Origin of the sequence: Streptomyces sp. SS1-1 (assembly GCF_008973465.1) — a bacterium.
Lineage (GTDB): Bacteria > Actinomycetota > Actinomycetes > Streptomycetales > Streptomycetaceae > Streptomyces.
In genome coordinates, this window is the sequence record NZ_WBXN01000004.1 from 7,392,674 (window position 1) to 7,412,564 (window position 19,891).

Annotated in this window: 20 protein-coding genes; 6 read left to right on the plus strand and 14 right to left on the minus strand. The window is 71.0% G+C overall.

Translation table 11 applies throughout. The features are described 5' to 3' along the window. Nucleotides 1-22 precede the first annotated feature (22 nt). Nucleotides 23-601, plus strand: a complete 579-nt coding sequence (locus tag F8R89_RS35180) for a TetR/AcrR family transcriptional regulator (protein ID WP_151787819.1) — start codon at nucleotides 23-25, stop codon at nucleotides 599-601. Between the two features lie 161 nt (nucleotides 602-762). Here F8R89_RS35180 and F8R89_RS35185 read toward each other — a convergent pair whose 3' ends face one another. Beyond that, complete coding sequence (locus F8R89_RS35185) at nucleotides 763-2,280, minus strand: MFS transporter (RefSeq protein ID WP_151787820.1); 1,518 nt, start codon at nucleotides 2,278-2,280, stop codon at nucleotides 763-765. A gap of 107 nt (nucleotides 2,281-2,387) precedes the next feature. Then, nucleotides 2,388-2,915: a DUF488 family protein gene (locus F8R89_RS35190; protein WP_151787821.1), complete on the minus strand. Its 528-nt coding sequence runs from the start codon at nucleotides 2,913-2,915 to the stop codon at nucleotides 2,388-2,390. Between the two features lie 126 nt (nucleotides 2,916-3,041). Here F8R89_RS35190 and F8R89_RS35195 point away from each other — a divergent pair, with 126 nt between their 5' ends. Further along, nucleotides 3,042-3,818, plus strand: a complete 777-nt coding sequence (locus F8R89_RS35195; protein ID WP_151788412.1) for a maleylpyruvate isomerase family mycothiol-dependent enzyme — start codon at nucleotides 3,042-3,044, stop codon at nucleotides 3,816-3,818. Nucleotides 3,819-3,845: 27 nt separating this feature from the next. Here F8R89_RS35195 and F8R89_RS35200 read toward each other — a convergent pair whose 3' ends face one another. Together F8R89_RS35200 and F8R89_RS35205 are read right to left on the minus strand one after the other, a co-directional pair. Next, on the minus strand, nucleotides 3,846-4,439 hold the full coding sequence (locus F8R89_RS35200) for a YdeI/OmpD-associated family protein (protein WP_151787822.1): 594 nt from the start codon (nucleotides 4,437-4,439) through the stop codon (nucleotides 3,846-3,848). Between the two features lie 63 nt (nucleotides 4,440-4,502). Further along, a complete protein-coding gene (locus F8R89_RS35205; RefSeq protein ID WP_151787823.1) occupies nucleotides 4,503-4,796 on the minus strand; it encodes a hypothetical protein in 294 nt (97 codons plus the stop codon). Between the two features lie 393 nt (nucleotides 4,797-5,189). Here F8R89_RS35205 and F8R89_RS35210 point away from each other — a divergent pair, with 393 nt between their 5' ends. Then, on the plus strand, nucleotides 5,190-5,927 hold the full coding sequence (locus F8R89_RS35210) for a GNAT family N-acetyltransferase (RefSeq protein WP_151787824.1): 738 nt from the start codon (nucleotides 5,190-5,192) through the stop codon (nucleotides 5,925-5,927). A 10-nt stretch (nucleotides 5,928-5,937) separates the two neighbouring features. On the opposite strand, the gene F8R89_RS35215 is transcribed toward F8R89_RS35210, so the two are convergent. Then, nucleotides 5,938-7,062: a hypothetical protein gene (locus tag F8R89_RS35215; protein WP_192806313.1), complete on the minus strand. Its 1,125-nt coding sequence runs from the start codon at nucleotides 7,060-7,062 to the stop codon at nucleotides 5,938-5,940. A 265-nt stretch (nucleotides 7,063-7,327) separates the two neighbouring features. Between F8R89_RS35215 and F8R89_RS35220 the strand changes: the two genes are divergently transcribed. After that, nucleotides 7,328-7,777 carry a DUF1931 family protein gene (locus F8R89_RS35220; protein ID WP_151787825.1) on the plus strand — a complete coding sequence of 150 codons (450 nt, stop codon included), beginning with the start codon at nucleotides 7,328-7,330 and terminating at the stop codon, nucleotides 7,775-7,777. 101 nt (nucleotides 7,778-7,878) lie between these two features. Continuing rightward, nucleotides 7,879-9,072 carry a PP2C family protein-serine/threonine phosphatase gene (locus F8R89_RS35225; protein ID WP_151787826.1) on the plus strand — a complete coding sequence of 398 codons (1,194 nt, stop codon included), beginning with the start codon at nucleotides 7,879-7,881 and terminating at the stop codon, nucleotides 9,070-9,072. Between the two features lie 52 nt (nucleotides 9,073-9,124). Here the strand turns inward: F8R89_RS35225 and F8R89_RS35230 are convergent, their stop codons facing one another. After that, nucleotides 9,125-9,517, minus strand: coding sequence for a DUF2267 domain-containing protein (locus F8R89_RS35230; protein WP_151787827.1), 393 nt, complete (start codon nucleotides 9,515-9,517; stop codon nucleotides 9,125-9,127). A gap of 20 nt (nucleotides 9,518-9,537) precedes the next feature. Beyond that, nucleotides 9,538-11,466, minus strand: a complete 1,929-nt coding sequence (locus tag F8R89_RS35235) for an MFS transporter (RefSeq protein WP_151787828.1) — start codon at nucleotides 11,464-11,466, stop codon at nucleotides 9,538-9,540. 139 nt (nucleotides 11,467-11,605) lie between these two features. Between F8R89_RS35235 and F8R89_RS35240 the strand changes: the two genes are divergently transcribed. Further along, entirely contained in the window at nucleotides 11,606-12,490 is an 885-nt protein-coding gene (locus tag F8R89_RS35240) for an IS982 family transposase (protein WP_151787606.1), read from the plus strand. A 355-nt stretch (nucleotides 12,491-12,845) separates the two neighbouring features. Here the strand turns inward: F8R89_RS35240 and F8R89_RS35250 are convergent, their stop codons facing one another. Genes F8R89_RS35250 through F8R89_RS35280 form a run of 7 tightly spaced genes read right to left on the minus strand, consistent with a single transcriptional unit; the run spans nucleotide 12,846 to nucleotide 19,886 of the window. Continuing rightward, nucleotides 12,846-13,346 (minus strand): Hsp20/alpha crystallin family protein, encoded by a 501-nt coding sequence (locus tag F8R89_RS35250; RefSeq protein ID WP_192806414.1) that lies wholly within the window; start codon nucleotides 13,344-13,346, stop codon nucleotides 12,846-12,848. A gap of 46 nt (nucleotides 13,347-13,392) precedes the next feature. Next, a complete protein-coding gene (locus F8R89_RS35255) occupies nucleotides 13,393-15,174 on the minus strand; it encodes an FAD-dependent oxidoreductase (RefSeq protein WP_151787831.1) in 1,782 nt (593 codons plus the stop codon). Beyond that, entirely contained in the window at nucleotides 15,174-15,434 is a 261-nt protein-coding gene (locus F8R89_RS35260) for a UBP-type zinc finger domain-containing protein (RefSeq protein WP_151787832.1), read from the minus strand. Before F8R89_RS35260 ends, F8R89_RS35255 begins: the two co-directional genes overlap by 1 nt. Before the next feature lie 6 nt (nucleotides 15,435-15,440). Next, the gene (gene trxA, locus F8R89_RS35265) at nucleotides 15,441-15,899 is read right to left on the minus strand and encodes a thioredoxin (RefSeq protein WP_151787833.1); all 459 of its coding nucleotides are present in this window, start codon (nucleotides 15,897-15,899) and stop codon (nucleotides 15,441-15,443) included. After that, the gene (gene clpB / locus F8R89_RS35270) at nucleotides 15,896-18,535 is read right to left on the minus strand and encodes an ATP-dependent chaperone ClpB (RefSeq protein ID WP_151787834.1); all 2,640 of its coding nucleotides are present in this window, start codon (nucleotides 18,533-18,535) and stop codon (nucleotides 15,896-15,898) included. Before clpB ends, trxA begins: the two co-directional genes overlap by 4 nt. Continuing rightward, nucleotides 18,526-18,933, minus strand: a complete 408-nt coding sequence (locus F8R89_RS35275) for a chaperone modulator CbpM (RefSeq protein ID WP_151787835.1) — start codon at nucleotides 18,931-18,933, stop codon at nucleotides 18,526-18,528. The genes clpB and F8R89_RS35275 overlap by 10 nt, the downstream gene beginning before the upstream one ends. Next, nucleotides 18,933-19,886, minus strand: coding sequence for a DnaJ C-terminal domain-containing protein (locus F8R89_RS35280; protein ID WP_151787836.1), 954 nt, complete (start codon nucleotides 19,884-19,886; stop codon nucleotides 18,933-18,935). The genes F8R89_RS35275 and F8R89_RS35280 overlap by 1 nt, the downstream gene beginning before the upstream one ends. Nucleotides 19,887-19,891 lie beyond the last annotated feature (5 nt).

The following is a 19,891-nucleotide window of genomic DNA, read 5'->3' on the forward strand; positions in this document are numbered from 1 at the left end:
TAGCGATGCTAGGATCTCAATCATGTCGGTCAAGGAACGCAAGGAACGAGAGCGGGCGCAGCGCGAGCGCCTCATCGTCGCCACGGCCCGGGAACTCGCCGAGGAGCAGGGCTGGGACGCGGTCACCACCCGGCGGCTCGCCGAGCGCATCGAGTACAGCCAGCCCGTCCTGTACAGCCACTTCCGGGGCAAACGCGAGATCATCGGCGCGGTCGCCCGGGAGGGGGCCGCCGAGATGGCCGTGGCGGTGCGGGCCGCCGTGTCCACCGCGGACGGCCCGCGGGAGCGGGTCGCCGCGCTCGCCCGCGCCTACCTGGACTTCGCCGAACACAACCCGGCGGTCTACGACGCCCTGTTCGACCTCGACGGCGCCCTCGCGTTCGCCCAGGAGGACACCCCGGGTGAGCTCAAGGATGCGTTCGCGGCCCTGCTGGAGACCCTGGGCGAGGTCGCCGGTGACGGGGTCCACCCGGCGCTGTTCACCGAGACGTTCTGGGCGTCCCTGCACGGACTCGCCACCCTGACCCGGGCGCGACGCCTCCCCCCGGAGGACACGGAACGCAGAATCGAGCTGCTGGTGGACCGCCTCGCGGTGATCTGAGCGTCAGCCCGGCCGACCGGGCAGACATCAGCGCAACAGCCCGGCCTACCGGGCGGGCGTCAGCTCAGCAGACCCACCGACCGGACAGGCGAGTCAGCTCAGCGACCGGCCGACCGACCGGGCGTCAGCTCAGCGACCGGCCGACCGGGCGCTGTCATGGCTCAGTTCTGCCGGGAGTGCACGGGACTGTTCGCGACCTCCTCCGGGCACTTCCGGTGCGGGGCCCGCGCGCGCCGGTCGCGGACCCAGTCGTACGTGGCCAGGGCCAGCGAGGCCAGCATGCCGACGATGCCGGTGCCCAGGGCGACGACGAGGGCGGTCCGGAAGTCGTCGCCGTCGCCGAGCACCATGTAGAACAGGCCGGGCAGGGCGGCGGTGCCGACCGCGGCGCCGAGCCGCTGGCCCGTCTGCAGCGCCCCTCCGGCCGCGCCGGCCATGTGCACGGGCACGTCCCGCAGGGTCATGGTGATGTTCGGCGACACCACGAACCCTCCCGCGATGCCACCGAGGAACAGCACGGGTGCGGCGATCCAGGGCGCGATGTCGAGAGGCGCGAACCGCAGCAGCAGCGCGGCCCCGCCGAGTCCGCAGATCACCCCGGCGAGCCCGCACACGGTCAGCAGCCGGCCGAACCGGTCCACCAACCGCCCGGCGATCACCGCGGCCCCGGCCGAACCGAGCGCGAACGGGGTCACCGCGAGCCCGGACTCCAGGGGCGAGAAGTGCCGCCCGTCCTGGTAGAACAGCGCGAAGACGATCCAGACGCCGCTGAACCCGATGAAGTACAGCGTGCCGACACCGGCGCCCACGGCATAGCCCCGCACCGTCGTGAACAGCCGCGGATCGAGCAGCGGCCTCGTCCCCCGGGCGACGAGACGGTACTGCCGGCGCACGAAGAGGACGAGGATCGCGGCACCGACGAGGAACAGCCACCACAGGCGGCCCAGCCCGTCGGCCTCCGCCTGGACCAGCGGATACATGAGGGCCAGGACACCGAGCCCCAGGAGCAGCACCCCGGGCAGATCCACGTGCCCCCGCCCGGAACGCCGGGTCCGGGGCAGCAGACGCCGTCCGAGGAGGACGGCGAGAACGCCGATGGGGACGTTGACGTAGAAGATCCACCGCCAGCCCTGCGGGCCGTCCGCCAGCGCGAGGATCATGCCGCCGATGAGGGGGCCGGACGCGGACGAGATACCGACGGTCGCCCCGAAGTAGCCGAACGCACGGCCGCGTTCGGCGCCGCGGAACATCTGCTGGATGAGCGCGGAGTTCTGCGGCGCCATGAACCCGGCCGCCAGCCCTTGGGCGAGGCGGGCCACGACCAGGAGCGTGATGTCGGGTGCGGCGCCGCAGGCCGCGCTGAAGAGGACGAAGCCGCACAACGCCGTCAGGAAGATACGGCGCCGGTCCAGGGCGTCGCCGAGCCGTCCGGCGGTGACCAGGGCGAGGGCGAACGTGAGGGTGTATCCCGACACCACCCACTGCACCTGCGCGGGGGAGGCGTGCAGGTCGCGCTGCACGGTGGGGAGGGCCACCGCCACGATGGTGACGTCCAGCAGGCTCATGAAGCCGGCCACCAGGGTGACCCACAGCGCCCGCCACCGGCGCGGGTCCGGTTGCTGCCCGTCCGTCCCGCCACCGGAGTCCCGGTCGCCCGCCCCTGACGCCGACGCTGTCACATGGAGTCCTCTCGCACCGCCCGGCCGAACAGGTCCCCGGTTCCCCGGACGTGCGGCGTGCACACCCGGCCGCCCGCAAATGGGGCACGCGGGGGAGACCCGCGCACTCAGCGGGGCGGGGGATAGATCAGCGAGCCGTCGACGACCTGGGCGTGCGGACTCAGCGTCGCCGGAGCGGACGACGTGGCCGACATGATGTGCACGACGTCCACACCGGCGACGATCAGCGCGTCCGTGATCAGCCGCCGATGACACCGCCACGGCACCGCCTCGCTGCACATGATCGCCGGCCGCTCGTGCGCCGCCAGCTCCAGCAGCTCACCGAGCCCTTCGGCGAACGCGGGCGTGCTCATGTGGTCGGCGTAGTCACGGAAGGCCTTGACCCGCCACGCGCCGTTCGGACTCGGCACCCCCACCGGAGTGTGCCGGCGCCCGCCCAGCTCCCGGATCCACCGGTAGCCGATGTCGGGCGGCAGGGCCTCGACGACGGCGGCCTGGTTCCACTGCGGATGCTTCCGGGACGAGGGGAACGACCGGACGTCGACCAGACACGTGACGCCGTTGGCGCGCAGCATGCAGACGACGTCGTCGACGTCGCGGGTCGAGTGCCCGATCGTGTACACACGGTCCGTCATCGCACCGCCTCGCCAGCCGAGCCGTTCCGCATCACGCCGCGCCGGGTGCCCCGGGCCACGGCGTCCAACCGCGAGGAAATCCGGTGTCCGTCGTCCCTGACCCGGTGATAGACACCCGAGGTGACCATGACACTGGACTTCTCCGACCTGCGGCGCCTGATCGACGAACGGTCCACCGCCTTCCGGGCCGCGATCGCCTCCGCGTCCGACCTCGACGCGCGGGTGCCGACCTGCCCGGAGTGGACGCTGTTCGATCTGGTGCAGCACCTCGGCGGCGGCGACCGCTTCTGGGCCGCCATCGTCGGAGCGGGCCCCGCCGACGCGCCACCGGCCGAGGCCGTCGCCCTGCGTGCCGCCGTGGCCGCTCCGCGGGAGCGCGAGGCGCTGCTGGCCTGGCTGGCCGAGTCGACGCGGATGCTGCTGAGCGCGCTGGGGCAGGCGGGACCGGAGCGCGGGTGCTGGACGTGGTGGCCCGCGTCGCAGTCGCCGCGGACCGCGGGCGGGGTCGCCCGGCACCGGGTCCAGGAGACCGCCGTGCACACCTACGACGCCCAGGTCACCCTGGGTGCCCCGAAGCCGCTGCCGGACGAGGTGGCGCTCGACGGCGTCGACGAGTTCCTGTCCACCTGCGTCGCGACACCGGCCGCCTGGCCGCACAAGCCGACCACGATCGACTTCCACGCGACCGAGGGCCCTTCCTGGCGCCTCACCCTCGACGGTGACGGTGCGCGACCCACCCGCCTGCCCACCGCCGCGACCCCGGACGCCCCCGCCCTGTCCGTCACGGGAACCGCCGGCGACCACATCCTCGCCCTCTACGACCGCATCCCGGCCGCATCCCTCCGACTCGACGGAGACGCGGGCTTGCTGGACCTGCTCCGCGCCTGGGAGCCGGAGGAGTAGGCGAGCGACGGCGGGGTCGTACGGGGCCTACGGATGCAGCTTCTCGCCCTTCGCGAGCATGCCCACGAACTTCTCGATGCGGCGCGCCCGGGTCTCGGGCTTCTTCGCGTCCTGGACGCGGTACAGGATCGCGTACCGGTTCTGCCGGTCCAGGGTCGCGAAGAACTCCGCGGCGGCGGGTTCGGCGGCCAGGGCCGCGGCGAGGTCGTCCGGCACGGTCGCGGTCCTGGAGCTGTCGTACGCCGCGTCCCAACGGCCGTCCGCCTTGGCCCGGTCCACCTCGGCCTGCCCCGGCGGCCGCATCCGGCCCTGCTCGATCAACGCGGTCACCTTGTCCCGGTTGACCTTGGACCACTTGCTGCGCGCCGTCCGCGGGCTGAACCGCTGCAGCCACCACTGATCGTCGAGCCCGGCCTTCTGCCCGTCGATCCAGCCGTAGCAAAGCGCCACGTCGAGCGCCTGGGCGTAGTCCAGGGCGACGACTCCGGGACTCTTCTTGCGCAACTTGAGCCAGATCCCGGGCGACACGGCGTGATTTTCCCCGAGCCACGCCTGAAACGCCTCAGCGGATTCGAACGAGACGATCTCCAAGTCCTGAGTCACCCCAGCAGCGAACCACACGGGACTGACAGCAGTCCTCGCATCATCCGGGGACGACCGTGCTCGAAGCCGTCGTGGGGCACCTCAGTCGCCGATCGGTTCGACCCGGATGGGATCAGATCCGCCGAGGTAGAGCGTGTAACCGGCGTACTCCATGTCCATGCCCGTCCGCTCGGGTGGCACGACGTAGAGCCCCGCCGTGGGCGGGGGAGCCCAGCCGAGGTTGCGTGGCGGGTCGTACTCCTCGAAGTGTCCTACGTACAGCCTGGTCGGCGGGATGGACACGGTGCACATGTCGCCGACGCGGAGTGTGGAGGCCGCCGGTTCGAGACGGAAGGGGCTCCACTCCGGATGGGCGTCGCCGTGCGGGAGGGCCACTCGCCCGTCCCAGCGGAAAGCTGAGGACGTGTCGATCGCTCCCCATGGCCACTCCAGCGTGATGTAGCGACCCACTCCGACCACGCGAGCGGCTGCCGGCTCACAGGAGACGATCACTTGGTCGCCGACCCGAGGAACCATGCCTCATCCTCCCTGTCCAGTCGAAGGTTCGGGAAGGGTGGCTCACCCCCCCGCCTACACGGCCTGTGCCTGGCGCTTGATCAGGATCCCACTCGCGCATCACGTGCCGGTCTCGGACCCCGGCGTCATCGCGGAGACCTACCGAGGGCAGCGCGGTCGGCCCTGCCTCTGCCACGTCAGGCGCGGGCACCCGGTGCGGCGGATCCGCGCCCACATCTGACGGCAGGACGCCAGCCGTGCTAGGAACAGGGGATGATCTTGAAGGTCGAGCGGACCGACGCGCGCACATGGCCGGACGAGCAGATGAAGGAGCTCTTCAGCGAAGGGTTCCCGGCGTTCATCACCGCCGACCGGCTGGTGAAGGAGTACATAGGCAGGGTCGGCGAGTGGTTCGCCGACCTGGACCTCACGCTGGTGGACGACCACGACGTACCGGTGGCCTCCGGCTGGGGCGTGCCGATCCACTGGGACGGGCTGCCGGCGTCCCTCCCCACGGGCTACACGCAGGCGCTCGTCCGCGCCGTCGAAGGCCGTGAGGCACAGGTCGCGCCCAACACGCTCGTGATCTGCGGAGCCGTCGTCACGCCCTCGCTCAAGGGGCGGGGGCTGGCGGGCAAGGTCCTCGCAGCGCTGCGCGAGGCCGCGCGGGACGCCGGGTTGCCGCAGGTCATCGCCCCGGTCCGGCCGACGACGAAGGCCCGGTACCCGTTGACGCCGATCGAGACGTTCATGCGGTGGAGCCGCGAGGACGGGCTGGCCCTCGACCCCTGGATCCGGACCCACCAGCGCCTGGGCGCGTCGATCCTGGCGGCGGCCCCCGCGTCGCAGACCATGACGGGCTCGGTCGCCGAGTGGGAGGACTGGACCGGGATGGCCTTCCCCGAGTCCGGTGACTACGTGATCCCGGACGGGCTCAGCCTCCTGGCCATCGACCGTGAGGCCGACCGGGGCGTCTACCAGGAGCCGAACGTCTGGATGCGGCACAGGTGACCCCGGCAGGCTAGTCGTCCTGGTCCTCCCGCAGACGGCGAAGCCGCACCTGTTCCCGCTTGGAGTAGGCGGCCGCCCGGATCGCCTCGTCGCTCTCCAGGCCCGACCCCAGCGCGCCGCCCACCGTGGCGACCGACGCGACGAACCAGGCCAGCGTCCAGTACTCGGTGGCATGCAGCGGGCTTCGCGTCATGGCGGAGAACACCCGGTCGTTGATGATGAAAAGCGCCCACAGAAGGTTGATGACCAGCAGGCCCACGTAGCAGACCAGCACGCCGATCCCCACGGTCAGGACCGTCGAGGCGTTGTACAGAGCCGCCCGTTTCCGCGCCTCCGCGGAGATCTCCCCCGTCCGGTGCCACAGATGCGCGTCCACGATCAGCCAGCCGATCATGAGGGCCACCGATCCGACCATGGCGAACACGAGACGCGGCGTGCTCAGGGCCGCGGCCAGGTTCCAGACGGTGGCGTTCACGGTGGCGATCGCGCCCGTGGCGAGCGCGGCCGCCAGGGCCTTCGACAGACCCGGCACCAGCCGCCACGGCCGGTTGGCCCGGACCATGCCGGCGAGCAACCGCAGGTAACCGCGCGGCCCGCTGGTGATGTACCGGAGGTCGGCGGTCTCGTCCTCGTCCACGGTGTCGGGACGGATCGGCGCGACGAGATCGTCGAAGAGCCGCTCCCGCGGTGCGTCCCGCCGCTGAGCCCCCTCTGCTTCGGCGGTCCGCGCCTGCGTCAGGCTCAGCACGGCCTCCTCCACGGCCCTCTGTGCCCTCTTCTGCAGCCGCCAGCCCCCGAGGGAGGGAAGGGACAGCAGCGCCAGGCCGTGTTCGTGGCTCAGATCCACCACAAGTTTGCGTCCGTGCGAGTGCAGCAGAAGGTCGGTGAGGGCTACGACGATGTCCCAGTTCTCCGAGTCGGCGCGTTCCCTGATCCGGCGCATCACGGTGGGCGGGTCCTCGGTCCCCGCGGCGATCGGCTCACTGACCACCTCGACCTCGAACCGTCGCCCCCTGCCCGCCTTTCGGGCGAGCCGGTCGGGAAGCCTGCGCGCCATACGCTGAGCGATCTCCGTCGGCGCGTCCGGATCGGCCAGGAGGGCCACGACCGTGACGTCCTGCGACGACTTCGGCATGGCTGGACCCCTCTCGAGCGCTGCCCCGCGACCGCAAGTTCCCACAGGATGCCCGCCGAATCACGGCGCCGCCATGTGACACGTATGCCGACACCCCCGCCCCGTACGGCTCCCTGGGCAGGCGGCCCGATGGACCTCACAGGGCAACCCGAGGGGGGTCGGTTGGCCCCGGCAGGCGCATGCGTCCGTACGTCCCGTCGGCCACGCTGGCTGGACGACAGGGGGCTGGGAGCCGCCCCGGCCGCCCGCAGCCGGAGGTGCCGTCATGACCGTGATGTCCATCGCCAGGTTCGAGAGGTTCTTCCGTACGGCCGCGGGGCTGGACGTCGACAAGAACGATCTCAAGCGGTACAGCGACTTCGTCGACGCCAAGCTCTACGATCTGCTGACCGTCGCCCAGGCCACGGCCAAGGCCAACGGGCGCGACGTCATACGGACCTGTGACCTGCCGATCACGAAGGGCCTGCAGGAGAGCATCCACCGCTTCCGGGCCATCGACGAGGAACTGGAACTCAAGCCGATCCTCGAACAGCTCGCCACCCACCCCGCGCTCGACCGTACGCCCGACGAGGACACCGAGGCGGCCTATCCGGAGATCATCGGCGGACTCAGCCTCGCCCTCGCCCAGAGCTTCAAGATCCTCCACCCCGACCTGAAGAACCCCCAGACACAGCACTGGGACGAGGCCCGAGCCGTCTTCGACCTGCTTCTGTGACGACCCGCGTCCGTGAGCGTCTGTGAGCTGATCCGCGTGGCGGACCCGGGGGCGGCGCGCTCGGATTGTGGCGGTTCGCCGTCGCGGGGATCATCGAACGCATGGACAGGAACGAGTCCGTCGGTTCCGGGGAGATGCTGCTGGAGGAGCTCGTCAGGGAGGCCCAGCTGGCCTCACCCGCGGAACTGCCCGTCGTCCTGAGCCGGTACGCCGAGGCCATGGGCCTGGGGACAGCGGCGATCTATCTGGTCGACATCCAGCAGAGACTGCTGGTGCCGTTCGTCGAGGGTGAGCCGAACCTGGACCTCGAGACGTCGCTCGCGGGGTGGGCCTACCGGGCGAATTCCCTCCGGGTGGAGGAAGCCCCCTCCGGTGACCTCGACGTATGGCTGCCCCTCGCCGACGGAGCGGAGCGGCTGGGCGTTCTGCATCTGACCGCGGGCTCCCTCACCGGCACCAAGTTACGGCGCTGCCGGACGATGGCGCTGCTCCTCGCGCTGATCATCACGTCCAAGCGCACCTACAGCGACACCATCGCGCAGCGCATGCGGACCAGGCCGATGCACCTGCCCACCGAGATGGTGAGGGCCTTCCTGCCTCCCCGGTCGATCGGCACCGGGCGGGTCGTCTCGACGGCGGCTCTGGAGCCCGCCTACGAACTGGGCGGCGACGCCTTCGACCACGTCTTCACCGAGGACCTTCTCCACACCACCGTCCTGGACGGCATGGGCCACGATCTGGCGTCCGGACTGGCCACCTCCGTCGCCATGGCGGGCTGCCGCAACGCCCGGCGCAGGGGAGCGGGGCTCGACGAACTCGTGGGCACCGTCGACGACGCGCTGGCGAAATGGCTCCCGGAGCAGTTCTGCACGGGCGTCTTCACGCAACTGCACATGCCGACGGGGGTGCTGAGATGGTGCAACTGCGGTCATCCCGCCCCGCTGCTCATCCGCCGCCACCGCCTGCTCCACAAGGCACTGGAGCGGCCGGCCGAACCGCCTCTGGGCCTGCCCGCGCGACTCGCCGGGACCACCCGTCAGGTGCACGAGGTCCGTCTCCGCCCCGGTGACCGCATCCTGCTCTACTCCGACGGTGTCGTGGAGTCACGCAACGAGGCGGGCGAGCAGTTCGGGCTGGAACGCTTCACCGACTACATCATCCGGTCCACCGCCGCGGGCCAGAACGCCCCGGAAGTGCTGCGCCTGCTGATCCACTCCATCCTCGACCACCGGCACAACAGACTCAGCGACGACGCCACCATCCTGATGTTCGAGTGGCAGCCCCCTGATCCGTGATCCTGGGAGCCGGGCGGCGCCGTAGTAGACGCCCCCGATGTCGCCCCACGGGTCAGTCCGCGAGGTCGGCCTTGCCGAACAGGACCGCGTAGCTGGACGGGAGTTGGCTGATGATCTGGTTCAGTTCGCCGCCGGTGACGGCGTCGGCCACGGTGGTCAGGACCGCGCTGGCGTCCCACTGTGCCGTGCGGGGACGGGCGTTGGTGCGTTCGGCGACCCGGCGGTAGAACTCCTCGATCCCGAAGCTCCGTGTCTGCTCGGGTGTCGCCTGGAGCAGTACCTCTCCCAGCGGGCCGGGCATCTGGGACGCGAGATCCTTGACCTCGCCCGCGCTGATCCGCTGGGCCAGCACCTCCAGTACGGCGCTGGTGACGTCCGCCGCTTCGCCCTGGTCCTTGTACTCGCCCCGCTCACGCACATGGGCGAGGAATCCGTCGTATTTCATCGCTGTCTCCTCCTGCCCGGTCACCGCCGGTCTTCGGGTCCCTCCGGGGTGCTGTCGGGACGGCCGGCGCCGTCCGCCGGCGCGTAGCCGCCGCCTCCGAGGCTCTTGGCCCGGGACTCCCGCTCGGACTCACGCAGGGCGCGGCGGAAGCGTCCGGGGCCCCAGGAGCGGCCGTCCACGGCCTGTTCGAGCTGGTCGCGGCTGGTCGGACCGGACTCCCGGAGCGCGTAGGTGATCTGTTCGACCTCTTCGTCGAGGCGCCGTTCGGCCATGGCGGACGTACGGCTCGCCGTGCCCGCGGTGCCGGCCATGCCCGGCGAGTACATCCTGCTGCCCTGTCCGGTGCCCGGACGGTAGCGGCGGGCTCCCGCGCGCTCCCGCTCCCGGCGGCGGGCGGTACGGTCGGCGATCCGCTGCTCCCGCTCGTCCACGGCCTGCCGGGCAGGCTCGGGCCGGCGCTCCCGTGCCTCCGGGGACGCGGACTCGTCGCGCCAGGCCGCGTCGGCCTCCTCGGCGGTGAGCGGCCGGGCGATGTTCTCCAGCGACTGCTGCTCGGCCCGGACACCGTTGACGACCTCGGCCAGACCGCCCAGGGCCATGGCCGCCGCTCCGACGATGAAGCCGATGGCCACCAGGTCGGTGTCGCCGCTGTGGATCAGATGACCGAACAGCAGCGGGCCGGTGATGCCGCCCACGGCCGTGCCGATCGCGAAGAACAGCGAGATGGACAGGGCCCGGGTCTCCATCGGGAAGACCTCGCTCACCGTCAGATAGGCGGAACTCGCTCCCGCGGACGCCACGAAGAAGGTCAGCGAGACCAGCAGGAAGAACCCCCACGCCGTCAGCGAGCCGTTGACCAGCAGAATGGCGAGGACGACCGCCACGACCGCCGAGCCGAAGTAGGTGCTCGCGATCATCGGCTTCCTGCCCACGGTGTCGAACAGCCGGCCGAGAAGGAGGGGGCCCAGGAAGTTGGCGATGGCGAAGATGGCCATGAAGTAGGGGATCGAGCCGGAACCGATGTCGAAGAAGCCGTTCAGGATCGTGCCCAGGTCGAAGACGATCGCGTTGTAGAGGAACGCCTGTCCGACGAAGAGCGCCAGACCGAGAACGGCGCGACGCGGGTACCGCCGCACCGCCACACCGGCGATCTCCTTGAACGGGATGACGTCGCGCTGCCGTACGGTCACCGCCTCGCCCGGCTCCGGCAGCTCGCGGTCGGTCTCCTGGCGCACCTCGGCCTCGATCCGGTCGACGATGCGTTCGGCTTCCTCCTCACGCCCGTGGATGAACAGCCAGCGTGGACTCTCCGGCACATGGCGGCGTACCAGCATGATGCCGAGGCCCAGGATGCCGCCCAGGCCGAAGGCGAGCCGCCAGCCGAGGTCGCCCGCCAGCAGACTCTCGTTGAGGAGCAGCACGGCGACCAGGCTGCCGAGCGCCGCACCGACCCAGTAGCTGCCGTTGATGGCGAGGTCCACCTGCCCGCGGTTGCGGGCCGGGATCAGCTCGTCGATGGCCGAGTTGATCGCCGCGTACTCTCCGCCGATGCCCATGCCGGTGACGAAACGGGCGAGGTAGAGGAACCAGGCGTCGTGCGCGAACGCGGTCGCGACCGTGGCGAGGATGTAGATGCCCAGCGTGAGCATGAACAGCTTCTTGCGCCCGTAGCGGTCGGTGAGCCTCCCGAACAGCAGAGCGCCCACACAGGCTCCTGCCACGTAGATGGCGGCGGCCGTTCCGATGTCGGCGCTGGTCAGATTGATGCCGCTGCCCGGTTCGGTCATCCGGGCGGCGACGGCCCCCACGATCGTCACCTCGAGTCCGTCGAGGATCCAGACGGTTCCGAGACCGATGACGATCCGCCAGTGGAATCGGGACCACGGCAGCCGGTCGAGCCGGGCCGGGACCTTGGTGGTGACGACACCAAGCTCGGCGGTGCTGGTCATGCCATGCCTCCTCGTTCAGCTCACGGGCTGCTGCCAGGAGAGGGACAAGACGGGCCGGAACGGGCGGGTCCGCCTAGATGAATGAGTCCGATGTCCATGCTGGTCGCGACCATGGCGAAGGGCGCCCGTTGGTCAGTGTGTGAAGACAAACCTGGACGCCCTTCTGGCGGCACTGTACGTGTTCATCGACGACCATGTGGCGCCTTGTCGCCGGATCGGGCGACCTCCGAAACTGACGGACGCCGAACTGCTGTGCCTGGCCGTCGCCCAGGTCCTGCTCGGTTTCCCCTCGGCCCGGCACTGGATCCGCTTCGCTCACGCCCGGCTGGGGCACCTGTTCCGCTATCTGCCCCAGCAGTCCGCCTACAACAAGCGCCTGAACGCAGCAGGTCCGCTGATCAGTCAGGTGATCGAGGCACTGGCCCGGCAGGTCCCGACCTGGCACGACGACCTGCGGCTGATCGACTCCACCCCGCTGCCCTGCGCGGCCTCCCGCGAGACCGTCAAACGCTCCGCCCTGGCCGGGCACTGCGGCTACGGATACTGCCGCAGCCACTCCCGTTTCTTCTGGGGCCTGCGCCTCTACCTGGTCACCACCGCCGAGGGCATGCCCGTCACCTGGTGCCTGGCCAACCCGAAGATCGGCGAACGCGAGGTGATGGCGGCGCTGCTGGAACGCGACCACCACCTCGTCCGCCAGGGCCAGGTGATCCTCGCCGACAAGGGCTTCGCCGGGAAGGAGTTCGAAACCTTCGTCAGCGAGCGCCTCGGAGCCCACCTCGTGCGGCCCGACCGGAAGGACGAGCCGGCCCGGCACGGCAAGATCGCCCGGCTCCGGCAGTGGATCGAAGCCGTCATCGACACCCTCAAGGGCCAGCTCAGCCTCGAACAGCACGGCGGCAGAACCCCGGCCGGAGTCTTTGCCCGCACCGGACAACGACTCCTCGCCCTCGCCGCCGGCATCTGGCACAACTGGACCACCGGCGCCCCCCTCAAGCGATCACTGATCCCCTACGACCACTGAAAACATCGGACTCATTCATCTAGGGTGGCTTCTGTGCTGCGCTGCCGCCTCCTCGGACACCGATATCGCTTTCTCCACGAGGGTGACACGATGCGCTGGCACTGCGTGCGCGCGTGCGGAGCGGAGGGGAGCAAGCGGTACCCGACGCCCGAGGACGCGCAGCGGTACGCACAGGCATTCGACCGTGAGGATCTGTCGGACGTGGGCAGGCGCGCACCGCTCGGTCTGCTCCCGCTGCGGCTGCTGCGCGCCTGGCGTCAGAGGGGCCGATAAGAGGCCCCGATGGCGGCGCGCGCCGGCTCCGTCGCGATGCGGACAGGTGTCCGCAACCGCGGCCTTCGCGTCAGCCGCCGCTTTAGGCGCCTTCACTCCCGGAGCTCTCACTCGCCTCGCTGATCTCGACGTGCCGGGGCTTCGCCACCTCGGCCTTGGGGACGGTGATGGTGAGCACCCCGTCCGACATCTTCGCGTTGATCTTGTCCGTGTCGACCTCTCCGGGCAGCCGCAGCCGGTACTCGAAGGCCCCGGTGCGGCGGGTGCTGCGGCGCAGGACGCCCTTGCGCTCCTTCTCCTTCATCTCGCCGGTGACCACCAGCTCCTGGCCGCTCGCCTCGACGTCGACGTCCTTGCTCTTGACGCCGGGGAGTTCGATCTCGACGTGGAAGGCGTCGTCGGACTCCGTGACATCCGCCAGGGGTGTCCACGCGACCGCGGTCGCCGTGCCTCCCATCGTGGACTCGATCAGCCCGCTCATCTCACTGAGCAGCTGGTCGAACTCCGTCAGCGGATTGCGTGCCCAGCCGAGCGGCATGCCCTGCGGGGCGGTACCCCGGCGGTGCCGGACGGGCGTGGCCATAGTCATCGCCTCTTCTCCTTCTCGTGATCTCGGCGCCCTCTTGGTGTCATGCCAGCCAAGCGGACTCCTTCGGACGGGTCTGCGGGGAGTTGTCGGTGTGGCCGGGCTCGGCCGTGTGGCCCAGGTAGCGGTGCACGAAGTGGATGCTCATCGCGCCCTCGCCGACCGCGGAGGCCACGCGTTTCACCGAGCCGCTGCGGACGTCGCCGGCGGCGAACACGCCCGGCAGGCTGGTCTCCAGCGTCAGGCAGTCACGGCCCTGGCTCTGCCACAGTTCGGGCACGGAGCAGGCCTGCGCCTCCGCGCCGGTCAGCACGAAGCCGCGCGCGTCGAGGGCGAGCGCGCCGGACAGCCACTCGGTGTGGGGATCGGCCCCGGTGAAGACGAACAGAGCCCGCACCGGGAGGCGGTGGTGCGCGCCCGTACGGTGGTCGGCCACGGTGACCGCCTCCAGGACCTTGTCGCCGATCGCCTCGGTGATCTCGGTCCGCAGCAGCACGCGTACCCTCGGATGGCGCTCGACCTGGTCGATCAGGTACCGGGACATGTGCTTCTCGAGGCTCGGTCCCCGCACGAGCAGGTACACCTGCGGGGCGTACTGGGCGAGGAAGAGCACGGCCTGGCCCGCGGAGTTGCCGCCGCCCACCACCGCCACCGGGTCGGTACGGCACTGCTGGGCCTCGTAGAGGGTCGCCGAGTAGTGCACGCTCGCGCACTCCAGCGGTTCGATGCCGGGCACGTCGAGGCGGCGGTACCGGGCGCCGGTGGCCAGGACGACGGTACGGGCGGTGATCTCGCTGCCGTCCGTGAAGCCCACGGCGTAGTGGTCGTCCCGCCGCTCCAGCCGGGCCGCCTCCGCCGGAATGCTGATGCGGGCGCCGAACTTGTCGGCCTGGAGCACGGCCCGCTCGGTGAGCTCGGCGCCGGAGATGCCGGACGGGAAGCCGAGCAGGTTCTCGATGCGGGAGGACGTCCCCGCCTGGCCGCCGGTGGCCAGCGCCTCGACGACCGTCGTCGCCAGACCTTCCGAGGCCGCGTTCACCGCGGCGGCGAGACCGGCCGGACCGGAACCGACGATGAGGAGATCGCCGTGGCCGTTGCCCGAGGGCAGGGTCGGCAGCCCGATCAGGGCGGCCAGTTCGGCGTTGCTCGGATTGCGCAGCAGGGTCGTGTCCCGCCAGATCACCAGCGGCGTCTCCTCCGGGCCGACCCCGAAGCGGCGCAGCAGCGCCTCGGCCTCCTGGTCCGTCTCCAGGTCGATCCAGCGGTGCGGCAGCCGGTTGCGGGCGGCGAACTCCCGCATGCGCCGGGTGTCGGGCGAGTAGCGGGAGCCGATGATGCGGAAACCGGCTCCCTCCCCGACCAGCAGGGCACGCCGGCCCAGACAGGCGCGCAGCACCAGATCGCCCAGTGCGGAGTCCCGGCTCACCAGGTCGCGCAGCTGGTCCATGGACAGGACCAGGATCTCGCCGGGTTCCCGGACCACGGCGGTGTAGAAGGCCACCTGCCCGTAGAGCAGGCCGAGTTCGCCGATGAAGCGGCCGGGGCCGTGGACCCGCAGCAGCCGTTCGGCGGGCGTGCCGTAGCCCTCGACGATGGCGAGCGACCCGCTGAGGACGACATAGAACGACTCGCATCGGTCCCCTTCCCGGATCAGCACCTCACCGGCGTCCACCGCGCGCCTGTGGCCGCGCAGTGCCAGGCGGGCCACCTGGTCGTCCGACAGGCGCGGATAGGCGCCGTAGATGTCGGGCGTCTCGAAGGGGACGTTCTCCTCCGGATCGCCGGACTCGGGCGCCGGGCCCGGGCGTGTCTCGTCGCCGGACATCACACGAACGCCTCGTGGACGAAGCACCACCGCCAGTTCTCGCCGGGCTCCAGCGACGACACGATCGGATGGCCCTCGGCGGCGGCGTGACGGCGGGCGTGCCGGTTCGGCGAGGAATCGCAGCAGCCGACGTGCCCGCAGGTCAGACAGAGCCTCAGGTGCACCCAGGGGGAGTGGGTGGCCAGGCACTCCTCGCACCCAGGGGCGCGGGGGGTGACAGGGCGTACGAGGGCGAGGTGCGGATCGGTCCGTACGGTCATGGCCGATCATCCTTTCCCGGCCGGTGCGCGGCCGGCGATCGACTGCTCCACCCATCGCCGCAGGGCCGGGGCCGGTGCGGCACCCGCCTGCCGGGCGATGGTCTCTCCCTTGTCGAGGACCAGCAGCGTCGGTACCGCCTGGACCTCGAACCGCCGCGCCAGACGGGGGTTCTGGTCGATGTCGACCTTCACCAGCTTGATCTGTCCCGCGAGTTCGGTGGCGACCTGCTCCAGCGCGGGGCTCACCATGCGGCAGGGGCCGCACCAGGTGGCCCACAGGTCGACGACGACCGGAACGGTGGCCTGCTCGACGACCTCGGTGAAGTCGTCGTCGCCCGCGTCCGCCATCCACGGCAGCGGCTGCTTGCAGTTGCCGCACCGGGGGCGGCCCTCGGCGGCCGCCGGTACCCGGTTCGTGCGCCCGCAGTGCGGGCAGGTGATGTTGCTGGTCCGCACGGTGCTCACGCCGCACTCGCCCCCTCCATGTCGTCGGGCTGCTCGTAGCCGACCACCAGCTCGCCGTGCTGCGCGTCCACGCGGACCGTCGCGCCGTCCTGGACGTCGCCGCGCAGCAGCGCCCGCCCGACGAGGGTCTCGACCTCGTGCGAGATGTAACGCCGCAGCGGCCGGGCCCCGTACACGGGGTCATAGCCCTGATGGGCGATCAGCTCACGTGCCGCGTCGGTGAGTTCGACGGTGATGCGGCGTTCGGCGAGGCGGCTTCGCAGCTCGTTGAACTGCAACTCCACGATCCGCTCGATCTGCCGCTCGCCGAGCGGCCTGAACAGCACGATGTCGTCGACGCGGTTGAGGAACTCCGGGCGGAAGTGCCCGCGCAGTTCGCCCATCACCCGGGCGCGGGCGTCCGGCTTGATCTCACCCTCGGCGGTGGCGCCGTCGAGGAGATGCTCGGAGCCGATGTTGGACGTCATGATGATCACGGTGTTGCGGAAGTCGACGGTGCGGCCCTGGGCGTCGGTGATGCGGCCGTCGTCGAGGATCTGCAGCAGGGTGTTGAAGACGTCGGTGTGCGCCTTCTCGACCTCGTCGAACAGCACCACCGAGTACGGCTTGCGGCGCACCGCCTCGGTGAGCTGGCCGCCCTCCTCGTAGCCGACGTATCCGGGCGGGGCGCCCATGAGCCGGCTGACGGTGTGCCGCTCCTGGTACTCGCTCATGTCGAGCCGCACCATGTTCTCCTCGGAGTCGAACAGGGCCCGGGCGAGGGTCTTGGCCAGCTCCGTCTTCCCGACGCCCGTGGGGCCGAGGAAGATGAACGAGCCGATCGGACGGCGGGGGTCGCGGATGCCGGAGCGGGCGCGGATGATGGCGTCGGCGACGAGCTTGACGGCCTCGTCCTGACCGATGACCCGCTCGCGCAGGATCTCGTCGAGGCGCAGCAGCTTCTCGCGTTCGCCCTCCTTCAGACGGGCGACGGGGATGCCGGTCCAGGCGGCGACGATCTCGGAGATCTCCTCCTCGGTGACGACCTCGCGCAGCAGCCGCTTCTGCCCCTGCTTGGCGGCCAGTTGCTCCTCCTCGGCCTTCAGCCGGCGCTCCAGGTCCTGGAGACGGCCGTAGCGCAGTTCGGCGGCGCGGTTGAGGTCGTAGGCGCGTTCGGCCTCCTCCGCCTCGTGCCGGACCTGCTCCAGTTCCTGCCGCAGCTCCTGCACCCGGCGGATCGCCTGCCGTTCCGCCTCCCACTGGGCGTGCTTGGCGTCGGCCTCGCCGCGCAGGTCGGCGAGTTCCTTGCGCAGTTCCTCCAGGCGTGCCTTGCTCGCGGGGTCGGTCTCCTTGGAGAGGGCCGCCTCCTCGATCTCCAGCCGGGTGACGCGCCGGGTGATCTCGTCGAGTTCGGCGGGCATCGAGTCGATCTCGGTCCGCAGCCGGGCGCACGCCTCGTCGACGAGGTCGATGGCCTTGTCCGGCAGGAACCGGTCGGTGATGTAGCGGTGGCTGAGGGTGGCCGCGGACACCAGCGCGTTGTCCTGGATCTTCACACCGTGGAAGATCTCCAGGCGTTCGCGCAGCCCGCGCAGGATGGAGATGGTGTCCTCCACGCTCGGCTCGTCCACCAGGACCTGCTGGAAGCGGCGTTCGAGGGCCGCGTCCTTCTCGATGTACTTGCGGTACTCGTCCAGGGTGGTCGCGCCGATCATGTGGAGCTCACCGCGGGCGAGCATCGGCTTGAGCATGTTGCCCGCGTCCATGGCCCCTTCGGCGGCGCCCGCGCCCACGACGGTGTGGAGTTCGTCGACGAAGAGCAGGATGCCTCCCTGGGCCGCCTTCACCTCCGCGAGCACCGCCTTCAGGCGCTCCTCGAACTCGCCCCGGTACTTGGCGCCGGCGACCAGGGAGCCCATGTCGAGGGCGAACACCGTCTTGTCGCGCAGCCCTTCGGGCACGTCACCGCGGACGATGCGCTGCGCCAGCCCCTCGACGATGGCGGTCTTGCCGACGCCGGGGTCGCCGATGAGGACCGGGTTGTTCTTGGACTTGCGGCTCAGGATCTGCGTGACACGGCGGATCTCGGCGTCCCGGCCGATCACCGGGTCGAGCTTGCCGTCCCTGGCCTCGGCGACCAGGTCGCGGCCGTACTTCTCCAGAGCCTCGTACGCCACCTCCGGGTTGGCCGACGTGACCCGCTGGTTGCCGCGGATCTGGGTGAGCGCGCTTAGGAACGAGTCACGGGTGATCCCGTGCTGCTTGAGCAGCCGTCCGGCGGCGGTGGACGAGCCCTCCTCGGCCAGGGCCAGCAGGATGTGCTCCACGGACACGTACTCGTCCTTCAGGCGTTTGGCCTCCCGCTCCGCCGCGTCCAGCAGCCGGGACAGGCGCTGGGTGACGAACACCTGGCCCGGCGCCGCTCCCGGGCCGGTCACCTTGGGCCGGCGGGACAGCTCCTCGCCCACGGCCGCGCGCAGCTCCTCGGGCTGCCCGCCCGCCTGTCGCAGCAGCCGCGGGATCAGGCCCTCCTCCTGGTCGAGGAGCGCGAGCAGCAGATGCTCGCCGTCGACCTCGGTGTGTCCCATGCGGACGGCCGCCGTCTGCGCCTCCTGGAGGGCTTCCTGCGACTTCTGGGTGAGTCGGTTCATGTCCATGGCGGTATGTCACTCCTCGTACCGGTGCGGCGCAGGGCGGCTTCGAGCAGGCTGATGCGGTCCAGCAGATCGAGCACCAGACCGATGGATGCGTAGTTGAGGCACAGACCGGAGCGCAGCCGCTGCACACGGGCGATGGTCGCCGGGGCCGCCGAGTCGAACACCAGGCGCCCCGCGGCGTCGCGCTCGGCGTCGACCAGGCCCAGGGCGACGAACCGCCGGATCAGGTCGGGATGGACACCGGCGCGGCGGGCCACGGTGTCCAGGGCGAGCCGGGGCACGGGGACCAGCGGATACCGTACGGCCGTGAAGGCGGCGCTCGTCCGCCGGTCACGCGTGGCCGGTTCGGCCCGGGCGGTCCGGTCACCGGTCGCGCCCCATGAGGGTCGGTCGCTCATCACGTCCTCCTGGGGTCGTACGAAGAGGTGGCCGCGAGCTCCTCGAACAGCTCGCGCTCCCGGTCGCTGAGCTTGGGCGGCACCATCACGCGCAGTTCGGCGTAGAGGTTGCCGTCGGCGCCGCGCGGGTTCGGCATGCCCTCGCCGCGCAGCCGGAGTCTGCGGCCACTGGACGAGCCCGCGGGCACCGTGACCTTGGCCGTGCCGCCGCTCGGGGTGGGCACCGGGACCGTCGCGCCCAGCGCGGCCTCCCAGGGGGTGACCGGAAGCTGCGTGTACACGTCCCGGCCGTCCAGCCGGAACCGGGGGTGCGGCTGGATGCGCACCCGCAGATACAGGTCCCCGGGAGCGGCGTCACCCGTGCCCCGGCCGCCCTCGCCCGCCAGGCGGATGCGCTGCCCGTCGACGACACCGGGCGGCACGTCGACCTCGTACCGGCGTGGCTGCCCGGAGGGGCCGGCGAGCGTGACGGTGCGCCGGCCGCCCCGGTACGCCTCCTCCAGGGTGAGCGGCAGCTCGGCCTCCTGGTCGGCTCCCGGCACACCGCCGCGGGCGGTGCCCGCTCCGAACAGCGAGCCGAGCAGGTCCTCGATGTCGACGCCCTCCGTCGCGAAGTCGTCGCCGAACCCGGTGTACCGGACACGGGGGCCGCCGCCACCCGCGGTCCGCCGGGTGCGGAAGCCGCCACCTGCTCCGGCTCCGGCACCGACCCGCTCCTCCCAGTCCTCGGGGACCTTCCGGAAGTCCTCGCCGAAGCGGTCGTACCGGGCCCGCGTCTTCGGGTCGGACAGGACGCTGTACGCCTCGTTGAGGTCCTTGAAGCGTTCCTCCGCTCCCGGGTCCTTGTTGACGTCGGGGTGGTACTTGCGGGCGAGCTTGCGGTACGCCTGCTGGATCTCGTCCTGGCTCGCCGTCCGCGGCACGCCCAGCACCTGGTAGAAGTCCTGTGCCATGACGG

Coding starts and splice junctions, on each gene's coding strand:
- F8R89_RS35180 (WP_151787819.1), top strand. CDS start 23: ATGTCGGTCAAGGAACGCAAGGAACGAGAGCGGGCGCAGCGCGAGCGC.
- F8R89_RS35190 (WP_151787821.1), bottom strand. CDS start 2,915: ATGACGGACCGTGTGTACACGATCGGGCACTCGACCCGCGACGTCGAC.
- F8R89_RS35195 (WP_151788412.1), top strand. CDS start 3,042: ATGACACTGGACTTCTCCGACCTGCGGCGCCTGATCGACGAACGGTCC.
- F8R89_RS35210 (WP_151787824.1), top strand. CDS start 5,190: ATGATCTTGAAGGTCGAGCGGACCGACGCGCGCACATGGCCGGACGAG.
- F8R89_RS35215 (WP_192806313.1), bottom strand. CDS start 7,062: ATGCCGAAGTCGTCGCAGGACGTCACGGTCGTGGCCCTCCTGGCCGAT.
- F8R89_RS35220 (WP_151787825.1), top strand. CDS start 7,328: ATGACCGTGATGTCCATCGCCAGGTTCGAGAGGTTCTTCCGTACGGCC.
- F8R89_RS35225 (WP_151787826.1), top strand. CDS start 7,879: ATGGACAGGAACGAGTCCGTCGGTTCCGGGGAGATGCTGCTGGAGGAG.
- F8R89_RS35230 (WP_151787827.1), bottom strand. CDS start 9,517: ATGAAATACGACGGATTCCTCGCCCATGTGCGTGAGCGGGGCGAGTAC.
- F8R89_RS35235 (WP_151787828.1), bottom strand. CDS start 11,466: ATGACCAGCACCGCCGAGCTTGGTGTCGTCACCACCAAGGTCCCGGCC.
- F8R89_RS35250 (WP_192806414.1), bottom strand. CDS start 13,346: ATGGCCACGCCCGTCCGGCACCGCCGGGGTACCGCCCCGCAGGGCATG.
- F8R89_RS35255 (WP_151787831.1), bottom strand. CDS start 15,174: ATGTCCGGCGACGAGACACGCCCGGGCCCGGCGCCCGAGTCCGGCGAT.
- F8R89_RS35260 (WP_151787832.1), bottom strand. CDS start 15,434: ATGACCGTACGGACCGATCCGCACCTCGCCCTCGTACGCCCTGTCACC.
- clpB (WP_151787834.1), bottom strand. CDS start 18,535: ATGGACATGAACCGACTCACCCAGAAGTCGCAGGAAGCCCTCCAGGAG.
- F8R89_RS35275 (WP_151787835.1), bottom strand. CDS start 18,933: ATGAGCGACCGACCCTCATGGGGCGCGACCGGTGACCGGACCGCCCGG.
- F8R89_RS35280 (WP_151787836.1), bottom strand. CDS start 19,886: ATGGCACAGGACTTCTACCAGGTGCTGGGCGTGCCGCGGACGGCGAGC.